Source organism: Rufibacter ruber (assembly GCF_001647275.1).
GTDB lineage: Bacteria > Bacteroidota > Bacteroidia > Cytophagales > Hymenobacteraceae > Nibribacter > Nibribacter ruber_C.
Genome location: NZ_LRMM01000105.1, coordinates 1 through 10,454, shown reverse-complemented (window position 1 = coordinate 10,454; position 10,454 = coordinate 1). Strand labels below are relative to the sequence as shown.

The 10,454-nt window shown below is 55.3% G+C and carries 11 protein-coding genes; 5 read left to right on the top strand and 6 right to left on the bottom strand.

The genetic code is table 11. The features are described from left to right. The 4 genes from A8O25_RS24430 to A8O25_RS23985 form a co-directional block, all read left to right on the top strand. A partial coding sequence (locus A8O25_RS24430) for a phosphatidylglycerophosphatase A (protein ID WP_420911798.1) occupies nucleotides 1–94 on the top strand: 94 nt, incomplete at its 5' end. Continuing rightward, nucleotides 95–526 (top strand): GtrA family protein, encoded by a 432-nt coding sequence (locus tag A8O25_RS21255; RefSeq protein WP_066839504.1) that lies wholly within the window; start codon nucleotides 95–97, stop codon nucleotides 524–526. After that, on the top strand, nucleotides 505–1,065 hold the full coding sequence (locus A8O25_RS21250) for a CDP-alcohol phosphatidyltransferase family protein (RefSeq protein WP_241499117.1): 561 nt from the start codon (nucleotides 505–507) through the stop codon (nucleotides 1,063–1,065). The genes A8O25_RS21255 and A8O25_RS21250 overlap by 22 nt, the downstream gene beginning before the upstream one ends. Beyond that, a complete protein-coding gene (locus A8O25_RS23985) occupies nucleotides 1,059–1,289 on the top strand; it encodes a hypothetical protein (RefSeq protein ID WP_241499116.1) in 231 nt (76 codons plus the stop codon). The genes A8O25_RS21250 and A8O25_RS23985 overlap by 7 nt, the downstream gene beginning before the upstream one ends. A 494-nt stretch (nucleotides 1,290–1,783) precedes the next feature. On the opposite strand, the gene A8O25_RS21245 is transcribed toward A8O25_RS23985, so the two are convergent. The 6 genes from A8O25_RS21245 to A8O25_RS21220 form a co-directional block, all read right to left on the bottom strand. Then, nucleotides 1,784–2,743, bottom strand: a complete 960-nt coding sequence (locus A8O25_RS21245; RefSeq protein ID WP_082893816.1) for a sulfatase-like hydrolase/transferase — start codon at nucleotides 2,741–2,743, stop codon at nucleotides 1,784–1,786. A gap of 27 nt (nucleotides 2,744–2,770) precedes the next feature. Next, nucleotides 2,771–4,087 (bottom strand): exo-beta-N-acetylmuramidase NamZ family protein, encoded by a 1,317-nt coding sequence (locus tag A8O25_RS21240; RefSeq protein WP_066839506.1) that lies wholly within the window; start codon nucleotides 4,085–4,087, stop codon nucleotides 2,771–2,773. 255 nt (nucleotides 4,088–4,342) lie between these two features. Next, nucleotides 4,343–6,154: a glycoside hydrolase family 3 protein gene (locus A8O25_RS21235; protein WP_066839502.1), complete on the bottom strand. Its 1,812-nt coding sequence runs from the start codon at nucleotides 6,152–6,154 to the stop codon at nucleotides 4,343–4,345. A 334-nt stretch (nucleotides 6,155–6,488) separates the two neighbouring features. Then, the gene (locus tag A8O25_RS21230) at nucleotides 6,489–7,295 is read right to left on the bottom strand and encodes a dienelactone hydrolase family protein (RefSeq protein ID WP_066839500.1); all 807 of its coding nucleotides are present in this window, start codon (nucleotides 7,293–7,295) and stop codon (nucleotides 6,489–6,491) included. A gap of 548 nt (nucleotides 7,296–7,843) precedes the next feature. Beyond that, complete coding sequence (locus A8O25_RS21225) at nucleotides 7,844–8,680, bottom strand: phosphatase PAP2 family protein (protein WP_066839499.1); 837 nt, start codon at nucleotides 8,678–8,680, stop codon at nucleotides 7,844–7,846. Between the two features lie 218 nt (nucleotides 8,681–8,898). Further along, entirely contained in the window at nucleotides 8,899–9,363 is a 465-nt protein-coding gene (locus A8O25_RS21220; RefSeq protein WP_066839497.1) for a DUF2059 domain-containing protein, read from the bottom strand. Nucleotides 9,364–9,523: 160 nt separating this feature from the next. Here A8O25_RS21220 and A8O25_RS21215 point away from each other — a divergent pair, with 160 nt between their 5' ends. Beyond that, nucleotides 9,524–10,057, top strand: a complete 534-nt coding sequence (locus tag A8O25_RS21215; protein WP_066839495.1) for an NUDIX domain-containing protein — start codon at nucleotides 9,524–9,526, stop codon at nucleotides 10,055–10,057. Nucleotides 10,058–10,454: the final 397 nt, after the last annotated feature.

Here is a 10,454-nt window from a genome sequence, read left to right as displayed (position 1 = left end):
GCCCGGCGGATGGGGCGTGATGATGGATGACGCGCTCTCCGGAATCTACGCCAATGTGGTTCTGCAACTACTCATTTACGTAAAGCTATTTTAGATGCTTACCTTCTTAAAAGCACAGACAGCCTCTATGGCGGCCACCGTGGTAGACTTTCTGGTCACGGTAGTGGCTGTGGAGTTGTTTGGGAGCTGGTATGTGCTGGCTACGGTGGCGGGCACGGTGTCAGGCGGAATCACCCATTTCTCGCTGGGCCGCAATTGGGTTTTCCATTCGGCTGACCCAGATGTGGCCGCGCAGGCCGTACGCTACTTTGTGATCTGGACCGGCAGTTTGCTCCTCAACGCTACGGGGGTGTACGTGATTACCCACTACACCGGCGTCAGTTACATCATCTCAAAGGTGGTCACGTCTTTGGTGGTGGGAATGGGGTATAATTACCTGATGCAGAAGAAATATGTGTTTAAACAAAAACAAGAAGAGCCGTCAGCAATAGAGGATTTTGGTCTATGGAAACAAGTGAAAAACTAGAGTTGGGGACTTCTGATTTCGAGGTGAAGCAGGCCCCCAAAGAGAAAGCCTGGAAGGTGTTCCTGCAACAGGGCATCTATAAAATTGTCAACCCGTTTGTACGGCTCCTGATCAGGCTGGGCTTTACCCCAAATGCCGTTACCACCACCGGTTTTATTCTGAACATTGGGGTAGCGGTGATCTTTGTGGTAGGCGGTGAAAGTGAGAACCGCCATGACATGGCCTATGTGGGCTGGGCGGGGTTTCTGATCATGATGGCGGGTTTGTTTGACATGCTGGACGGGCAGGTGGCCCGTATGGGCAACATGGGCTCTACCTTTGGGGCGCTGTTTGACTCCGTGCTGGACCGTTACAGTGAAATGGTGATGTTTCTGGGTATTTGCTACTACCTCATTGCCCACCACTATTTTCTGAGCTCGTTGGTGGCGTTTGTGGCCATGATTGGATCTATGATGGTGAGCTACACCCGCGCCGCGCGGAAGGGTTGGGGGTTGACTGCAAAGGCGGTTTTTTCCAGCGGCCGGAGCGGGTGGTGCTGATTGCGCTGGCGGGTATGTTCTGCGGCCTGGGTTCTGCCCTTCTGGGCGGAGACTTTAAACTCACGGTTCCAGGTATTCCGTTCCCGGTATTTGAGACCATCTCTATCTTCACCATTCCGTTGGCCATTCTGGCGGTCTTTACCAATGTAACCGCTTTCACCCGCCTGCGTGAAGCCAAAGAAGCAATTGAGTTGAAGGAAAGAAGGGAAGCCGGATTACGGTAGTTTTTGTTTATGAAATGCCTTCCTCTGTTTTGGGGCTGTTTTCAGAAAAACAGCCCCAAAACGCAAAGCAGCCACTGCTATTTTACTATTGCCCTCTAATACCTTCTCATACTTACTAAACCACGGAAGTAACTTCCGTGGCTAGTGATATTCCCCCTTTTAAGAAGGAGAAGGGGGAATCTCCCCTTTAGGATTGCCCAAACAAGAGTTTGAAGTAGCGAGCGAAGCTCATGAAGAGGGGGGGTGCTGCCGGTCCAGGTTTACCAGAGGTACGGGCGCAGGGTACTTGCCCCCACGCATCCCAGATGACTCCCCTCCTGGGAGGGGAAGGGGTGGGTTCCACACGCCAGCCTCTGCAGTACCGCCTGCTCACCAGACCTGGTAGTGCACACAGCTGCTTTGAAAGTCTGTGCCTTTTCTCCTCTAGGGGTGCGTGCTCAACTTTCTGTTTTCGGCCTGTTTTTCTGAAAACGGCTCCAAAACAGCCCAGACCTTTATTCAGGGCGGAACAGCTCCAGCATGGGTACGCCGTCACGCTTTGGAACCGGTATGCCCAATAACTCTGCCATGGTGGCGGCCACATCTACCTGTGACCTGGTCTGGGTGGCTATGTGCCCTGGCTTCACATCTGGCCCAAGAACCAGCAAACTGATGTGGCGGCAGCCTTCACAGCTGTCTCCGTGTTCTTTGAAGCGGCTACCCAGATGGCGGCCGTGGTCATTGGTGACCAGTAAAGTGGTGGTGTTCTGATAGGTGGGGTGCGCCTGAAGCCATTGCCACAGGTCAAACACCAGCTGATCACTCTGCCTAATGGCCTCCAGATAGCCGTGCCAGTTTCCGGCGTGCGCCTCTGAGTCTGGGCCCCTAAGGTTAATCAATACCAGTTGGGGGGTGTGCTGCGCCAAAAGGCCCTTTGCCACCCGCAGGGTAGTGGTGTCATGCCTGTAGCCGGTGCCAATCCCGCTGTTTCCCGCGTTGACCGCCGGGGCAAACGCCGCCGCCGGGTCTGGGCTTTCAGTTCTGGCCAGGATTTCTAATTTGTCTTTGCTGGCAATGATCCAGGCTTTAGAGGCCGGGGCTTTGGTCTGCTCCCTGAAATAGTGAAAAACAGAAGGGTATTTGGGCTCTTCGCTGCCGTTGTTGCGGAGGCGTTGGTAATGCCGGTAGTCAGGGCCACGTGGCCGGGGTTGGTATACGTGACGCCCTGGTTGAAAAAACGGGAGAGAAAAACACTGCGGGGCCAGCTGGTGCGCCATGAACGGAATATTCTGAAAGCTGGAATCGCCCCAGGAGTCAGAATACCGCACCCCGTCAATGACCACCAGCACCACCTGTTTGGTGCGGTAAGCGCGGGTGGGGGTGAGAAGGGTGGTGGGAGATGAGGTTTGGCAGGCTTCCAGCAGCAGCACGCCAGCCAGAAAAATGAAGAGATAAGTAGAAACGAATCGGGGCATAGAGGGACAGAGATGGATCTGCCCTTTCTACGGATAAAGGAGGTATTTAGCCCGTACTTGCTTGAAATAGGCGAGTTCTTCTGGCCAGCTGGCAATAATGGCTGCCGGTGATTCACCGGCCTGCAGCCGTTTCCGGATGGTATCAGTTTTCCAGAGGCCGTCCATGCGGCTGTCTTTGTACTCCAGCTGCCCCGGGTAAAGTTTCTGCAGGGCGTGAATGATATACACACTGGCTTCTGCTGATTTGAAACGGTTGGGGTCAGTGACTACCATTTGGGCGCCCTGGCAGGTCTGGCCCACAAACTTGGGTGGGTAAATCCGGATGCCGTCTACCACGCTGTCTGGCTTGAACTGCACCGGCCTGAACGTCACGCCTGCCAGTTGGTAACTGTTCAGTTGTCTGGCCAGCTGCTCCCCGTTGATCCAGGGGGCGCCAATAAACTCAAACGGCTGCAGGGTGCCCCGGCCTTCAGACACATTGGTGCCTTCCAGGAGGCAGGTGGCAGGGTACACAGTGGCCGTGGTCAGGTTGAGCATGTTGGGCGAAGGCTTCACCCAGGGCAGACCCGTCTGGTCAAACCACAGCGAACGGGCGTAGCGGCGCATGGGCACCACAATTAATTCCGCTTGCGGGAGTTTTCTGGCGGCGCGTTCCCCGTTGAACATACGGGCCAGTTCGCCCACGGTCATGCCGTGGGTGATGGGGAGGTGGTTAGGGCCAATAACCGGCTGTTTGGCTTCTTTGCCCACGGCCCCGTCTACATAAAGGCCGGTAATGGGGTTGGGCCTGTCCAGCACCATCATCTGCTTCCCGTTTTCGGCGGCAGCCTCCAGAACAGCGTTCATGGTGGCAATGTAGGTATAGAAGCGGGCGCCCACGTCCTGGATATCAAAGAGAATGAGGTCTACATCCTGCAGCATCTCAGGGGTGGGCTTGCGCACTTTGCCGTAGAGGGAGATGACCTTGAGGCCGGTGCGTTGGTCTGTGTCATCAGATACATGGGTGTCTGCTTCGCCCCTGATGCCGTGCTCCGGGCTGAACAGTTTGACCAGCTTTACGTCAGGGCGCGCGTGCAGAACATCTACAATATGGCTTTTGTCTGGCATGACACCGGTATGGTTGGTGAGTACGGCCACCCGGCGGTTCTGGATGAACGGAAGAAACTCTGGCGTAAGCAGGCGCTCTATGCCAATGGTTACCCGCTCTGCCTGCTTTGCCTGCACGTTTCCGGCACTAGCTTTCGCCTCAGAGGGGACGGTAGCGGACGGGGAGCAACTGCTGAAAAGGGAGGCCGAAAGAATCCCGGCAAGGAAAAGGGGGCGGACGAAGCGGGCAGGTTTCATGCTGCCAATATAGAAAATAAAAAATACCAGGAGGCGTGGCGGCACGGCGCATGCTATAAATTTCTCTTTCCAGCGGAAAAAGGACCAGGGCAGGACCTCCCTTCCCGCTTTTCCTGCCTTGGGAGCGCGGCTCAGGAGCGCCACCACCGTAAGGGAAGCCCTTTACGCGGCACCTCTTCTCCTGCTAGCTCAAAAGCTGAACGTGCTCTTTGCGTTTCTTGGCCTGTTTTTAGAAAAACAGGCAGACAAAGCGGGTTACAGGCCGTCTCCGTACTGAAAGTGCTGGTTGACCGTGACAGGGAGCTTTCCCTTGGGCTCCAGCTGGCCCAGCACCAGTTTGGCCGCGGCCGCCTGCACGTCTGGCAGCTGCTGATACCCCACCAGCAGCGCCTTGGCCTGGTGTATGTTCTGGAATCTGCTCAGGGTGTAGGCATTGTCAAACAGCACCACCACGCTCTTTTTCTCGCGCACCAGCTCATTGACCAGCCCCCGCTCCTCTGGGGTGAAGCCCAGGTTGTTGCTGGGCCTGATGCTGGGGCCGTAAATGCTGATGAGCAGCAGGTCATACTTGAGGAGTTCCTTGCGCAGCCTGGCCAGGGTTTTCTTGTCTGTGCGGCGGGGAAGGAAGAATTCTTTGGCAGGCAGCTGGTTCTGGAGGCGCTGCTGAAAGGTAGTGGTGCGGGTGGCGCCCACGGCCAGGGAGGCAATCTTCCGGCGCTTCTTGTGCGCCAGCGGAAGCAGGGACTTGTTGTTCTGGAGGAGCGTAAGTGACCCTTCTGCCAGCCTTCTCAGGGTTTCATTGGCACGCGGCCGGTGCAGGTCCTGGTAAAGGCTGTCTATCTTGATGGGCTGATACTGGTGCAACCCCACCCAATGTTTGGCGGCCAGTACCTTACGGCAGCGGCGGTCAATCTCTTTCTGGCTCAGCCTCCCAGACTTGATGGCCGCTTTAATGGCCGCCAGGGCTTTGGGTACGCTTACCAGACGCTCCAGCACGTCATTCCCGGCTTCCAGGGCCATGACTTCGGCCTCGCCGGGGGCAAAGTACTTGGTCACGCCCTTCATGACCATGGCGTCTGTGAAGATAAGGCCGGCAAATCTAAGTTCCTCCCGCAGCAAGCCGGTGACAATGGGCTTGGAGAGGGACGCCGGCAGATTGGCCGTGGAGTCCAGTTTGGGCATGTGAATGTGGCCCACCATCATGCCGCCCACCCCGCTCTGGATCAGGTGCCGGAACGGGTGCAGCTCCAGGGAGTCTAGCCGCTCACGGCCGTACGGGATCACGGGCAGGTCATAGTGGGAGTCTACATCTGTGTCACCGTGGCCGGGAAAATGTTTGGCGGTGGCAATGATGCCGTTGTCCTGCATGCCCAGCATCTGGGCCAGGCTTTTAGAACTCACGTCTTCCTTGTTTTCGCCAAAGGCGCGGTAGCTGATGATGGGGTTGTTGGGGTTGTTGTTCACGTCTACCACCGGCGCAAAGTTCAGGTGCATGCCCAGGCGTCTGAACTCATGGGCCATCTCGGCGCCCATGCGGTAGATTAGGCTGTCATTGTTGATGGCGCCCAGCAGCATGGGGAGCGGGTACTGCATGGCGCTGTCCATGCGCATGCCCACCCCGTTTTCAGCGTCCATGCCAATGAGCAGCGGCACTTTGGAGGCAGCCTGCAGCCGGTTGGTCATGCTGGCCTGCCGGATGGGGCCCCCCTGAAAAAAGATCAGCCCGCCAACTTTGTACTGTTTCACCAGAAGCAGCACGTCTTTCTCATGCTGCGGGCCCTGGTTAGAGAACACCTCAATCATCATGAGCTGGGTGATGCGCTCATCTGGGGTTAAGGTTTTAAATACAGAGTCTACCCACTTGTCCTGGCGGTTCAGTGCGGTGATGAGGGCGTTGGGGTAGTTGATGGTGTCTTGCGGGGCAATGGGTTTGGGTTTGAACACCACCGTCTCATGCGGGTCCTCCTTTTTCCTGCAGGAAGAAAAAAACAAGCCCGCCGCCAGCAGCAGTAGGCTCAGGCGGTAGAAAATGGGAATGCTGTATGTGCGGTTGATGGGTGGAAACATGGATAAGGAAATGAACACTGCCAACCAAGGCGGTTCACGCAGAGAGTACTGGCTTTTATCCCGTTGGGTTGCGCGTTTGCACCGGTGGTGCAGGAAAAGAGGAACGCAGCGCAGTGGCCGCGCCGCCTGGTGCCGGGCAACGCAAGGGGAGCTCTTTTATAATTCGGTTTTTTCCGGCGTCAGGCGAAAGAGGAAGTGTGCCCTCTGTTTTCGGCCTGTTTTCTGAAAAACAGGCGAAAACAGAAAAGCTTCCCGTTGAAAGAAAAGGGTGGCCGGAGCGCCTCTCTTTATGGCAAAGGCGTAAGGGAGAAAACGCTGTTTATCAAGGAAGCGGCTACTTGATCCCGGCCGCAGTCTCTTTCTGGAAGATCTCGTCAAAGAACAGTTTCATGGCCTGCCAGGAGCGGCGGTCAGCGGTGGCGTTGTAGGCGGCACCTTTGCTGTTGTCTGTCCCGGCCTGGGGGTTGGTGAAGGAGTGCACCGCGTTGCTGTAAGCGTTGAACTGGTACGGCACGTGGGCATCATTCATGGCTTTCAAGAAGGTGTCTACCTCTTCTTTGGGAACAAAGGGGTCAATGGCTCCATGGCAAACCAGCACCTGGGTTTTGATGTTGGCGGCGTCTGAAGGGGAAGGCGTGCCCAACCCGCCATGAAAACTGACCACCCCTGCCACGTCAGCCCCGCTGCGCGCCAGTTCCAGCACGGTGGTGCCACCAAAGCAGTAACCAATAGCGGCTACTTTTGAACCGTCTACCGTAGGCATTTTCTTTACCTGGTTCAAAGCCGCATTGATGCGGGCGCGCAGCAACGGGACATTGTTCTTGTACTTGCCGGCCTCAGCGCCCGCCGCCTGCGCTGAGGCGGGCCTAATGCCTTTGCCATAGATATCAGCGGCAAAGGCCACATAGCCCATTCTGGCCAACTGTTCACACCGTTTTTTAGTGTAGTCATTGATGCCCGTCCATTCATGTACTACCAGCACGGCCGGGCGTTTCCCTTTGGCAGCGGGGTCAAAGGCCAGGTAGCCTTCTAAGGTGGTGGTGCCTTCTTTGTATTCTACCAGTTGGGTTTTGATCTGCTGGGCTTGGGTGGTGGTCATGGTCAGGAGGGTCAGAAAAAGAAGGAGCAGTGTTTGTTTCATAAATGTGGTTCTGAATTGTGCAGCGAATGTAATGTAAAAAGAGATGTAAGGCAGTTTCAACCAGTAAACCACCGGCTAAGCGCCTGTTGTCGCCTAGAGTCTGTAACGGAAAACGGCTAAGTAATATAGTGGTTTTGAGCTTCAAGCCTGCTACCAACCTGAAACCTTAAAGTGGCAGGTTCGCTCCCTGACCGTTTGCCGCGCAAAGACTGAAAGTAAACATGCGCCAAGGCCGAAGCTCAGAAGGTATAACAAGAAAAGCCGCTTTAGGTTGAAGCTGTTTAGCGTTTGTTTCAGGTGCAGGCGCAAGCGGCGCCTTGTGCCTGCAGGAGAAGTAAGTTTCTGTTTCCGGGCTGTTTTTGGGAAAGTAGCCCCAAAACGCAGACACAGGTTCATTCTTGCGCCATGCAAGGGCCAGGCACGGCCATACAATAGAAAAGGAAAAAACTCTAGCTTCATTCTCTGTACAGGTACGCTACCGGAAAGACCCCTGTTTTTAGCCTGTTTTCTGAAAAACAGCTAAACAGGGAGTTGTCAAAGGACTTCGGTTAAAACTGCACCGAGGCTGAGAGGGTGGGGGTGCCGTTGTACCAGCCAGGCATCAAGCGCCATTGGTGCCGCTTGATCAGGTTTCTGGCCTGGTGATACCCTATGAAAGAAGCTTTGGCCGAAAGATACCCAATGGCGGCACCGGCTACCACATCAGAGGCCCAGTGGGCGTTGTCATGAATGCGGGAGAGGCCAACCAGGATGGCCACGCCGTAGGCTACGGGCGGCACCCAGCGGGTGTCACGGTACACTGTGGCAATAGCCGTGGCGGCGGCAAAGGCATTGGAGGTGTGGGAAGAAGGGAGGGAGCCGTTTTTTCCGCTTCCTTCAGGGCCTTCAAACTGGTTATTGTGCAGAGAGCTGCTGGGCCGGTACCGTTGAAAGGTATGCTTGAGTTGTTGGGTAACCAACGCATTAAGGTAAAAGCCTCCCAGTGACACGGCCGCCGCCTCCCGGAGCCGGGGGCGCTTGAGCAGAACCCCGGCGCTGAGCAGAACTGCAAAGGTACCGTGTAAAGGAACCGCCCTGCCAAACGGCTCCACCGCATGGGCAATCCCCTTGGTGAACGCCGTCCGTTTAGACTGGGTGAAATCTTTTACAGGCTCATCAAACCATTCATACGCGGCAACACCGGCACCGGCGGTCACCAAGGCGCCCGCCGTACCCAGCAGCAAGGTGCGGTGGCGTTTTGCCCATCCGGGTTGTGCCGGGGCAGGGAGTGTTTCTGCGGTCAAGGCCTGAGCGGTGTCCACTAACTGAACAGAGTCTGCCGGGAAGGTTTGGGCAGTCGCCTCCCCGCCAAGCAGGAGAGCCGGTAGAAAGAACAGGTAACGCATAAGGGCTTTATCAACAGTCAGATAGAGGTGGTCTGGTTAGTATAATTAACTCAGAAAAGTTTCCTGAAGTATGTGGTGTGGCCACGTTTTTTTTAACATTTCTTGTTTTCGCAGAAAGCTGGCCTGGGTAAGTTCCAGTGGCGGGGTAGGGGAAAGCAAAAAGGGCTGGCTTCTACAGGTAGAAGCCAGCCCTTTGGGGTGTTTTTGAAAGCAGAAGGCTAATTGCCGCCCTGCATCTTTGCCTGAATGATCTGCTGCAGCTCCATCATGTGCGGCGTGATTTTTTCCTGGCCAATCTTGGTGCTTTTAATGGCAATGGTTCCTTGTTTGGCGGCCAGTTTCTTACCGGTAGGGGTGTTGTAGAAAGACGTCATGTCTTTCAGTTCCTTCTCAGTGAACTCATTCATGTACAGCTTTACCATGTCGTCTTTGATGGCGTCCCAGCTCATGTACTTAGAGAAGAAAGCCCGTACCTCCAGCTCAGCGGCTTTCATGGCCGGCACCTGCTCCATCTGCAGGGTGAGCATTTCCTGCACGTTGTCATTTGTGGCCTTAGGGGTGCCCATGGCTATCAAAAGGGTTTCAGCGGCTTTGTAATGGCTGCTTTGGGGTTGGGTCTGTGCCATGGCACTGCCTACTGCTACACACAGCATGACCACCCAGAGGGAAAGTGATTTTTTCATAAAAGGGTAAATGGTTGAAAATTATACGCAGTTAACCGGGCAATGGACAAAATCCGCTGAATCTACTTCTTTTGCAGTTTGGTAGAACCACCCAAAGAAGCCTGCGTAGGAGCGGGAAGGAGCACAAAGCTTGTAAACCGTACCAATTTATCAATTCCCCATGGAAATTACAAAGAGAGACACCGTGTACCAGGGCCATTACCGTTTGCAGGTGTACACCGTGAAAGACGGCGACCAGGAATTTAAGCGGGAAGTGTACCAGACCGGCCAGGCCGCCGCTGCGCTGGTGTATGACACCCAAAAGCAGAAGTTCATCCTGGCCAAGCAGTACCGGCCGGCCGTTGAGCGCGAACTGCTGGAAGCCGTAGCCGGCATGCTGGACAGTGAAGGGGAAAAGCCTGAAGATGCCATTACCCGGGAGATAGAAGAGGAAGTTGGCTATGCGGTAGACAAGCTGGAGCTGATCTCTGAATTCTACCCTTCGCCGGGCGCGTTCTCTGAGAAGATTTACCTGTTCTATGCTGAGGTTAGCCGGCAAACCAGTGCGGGCGGTGGCAAAGACGAAGAGAATGAAAGCATCAAGGCCGTGGAGATGAGCACCCAGGAGCTGTTGGCCCATCGCTTTACAGATGGCAAAACCATTATGGCGGTGCAGTGGCTGAAATTGGCGGGGCTGCCTGCACCAACGAAGTAGCAAATCTCTGCCAGCCATCTCAAAAATACCTCAGGGGGCAAGGGGTGGTTTCTGTTTTGGGCCTGTTTTTCTGAAAACAGCCAAAACAGAAACCAAAAGAGCAGCAGATAAAGCAGGTAGGCTGAGGCGGCTTTTAAGCGCATGGTTCCTGTTTCTCTTTGCCGTACAACGCAAGAGAAAGCGCCTTCGCTCACACTTTTCCCCGCCCCGTAGGGCTGCTGCGCGGCACGAAAACTGCATTTGCAGAACTTTTCCGGGGCTCTTCTTCGCCAGTAAAATCATTAGGCAAAACATGCTCTCACCAGGCGGTAGGTGTAAGAGAGGCTTTCTTCACCGAGGCTCTCAGTAAACTTCTCCCCCCTTCTGCTGCAGGAGCCGTTGCGTTTTTGGGCTGTTT

What these genes read in the sequence shown, in the direction of transcription:
- A8O25_RS21255 (WP_066839504.1), top strand. Translation starts at nt 95, where the DNA reads ATGCTTACCTTCTTAAAAGCACAGACAGCCTCTATGGCGGCCACCGTG.
- A8O25_RS21250 (WP_241499117.1), top strand. Translation starts at nt 505, where the DNA reads ATGGAAACAAGTGAAAAACTAGAGTTGGGGACTTCTGATTTCGAGGTG.
- A8O25_RS21245 (WP_082893816.1), bottom strand. Translation starts at nt 2,743, where the DNA reads ATGCCCCGATTCGTTTCTACTTATCTCTTCATTTTTCTGGCTGGCGTG.
- A8O25_RS21240 (WP_066839506.1), bottom strand. Translation starts at nt 4,087, where the DNA reads ATGAAACCTGCCCGCTTCGTCCGCCCCCTTTTCCTTGCCGGGATTCTT.
- A8O25_RS21235 (WP_066839502.1), bottom strand. Translation starts at nt 6,154, where the DNA reads ATGTTTCCACCCATCAACCGCACATACAGCATTCCCATTTTCTACCGC.
- A8O25_RS21230 (WP_066839500.1), bottom strand. Translation starts at nt 7,295, where the DNA reads ATGAAACAAACACTGCTCCTTCTTTTTCTGACCCTCCTGACCATGACC.
- A8O25_RS21225 (WP_066839499.1), bottom strand. Translation starts at nt 8,680, where the DNA reads ATGCGTTACCTGTTCTTTCTACCGGCTCTCCTGCTTGGCGGGGAGGCG.
- A8O25_RS21220 (WP_066839497.1), bottom strand. Translation starts at nt 9,363, where the DNA reads ATGAAAAAATCACTTTCCCTCTGGGTGGTCATGCTGTGTGTAGCAGTA.
- A8O25_RS21215 (WP_066839495.1), top strand. Translation starts at nt 9,524, where the DNA reads ATGGAAATTACAAAGAGAGACACCGTGTACCAGGGCCATTACCGTTTG.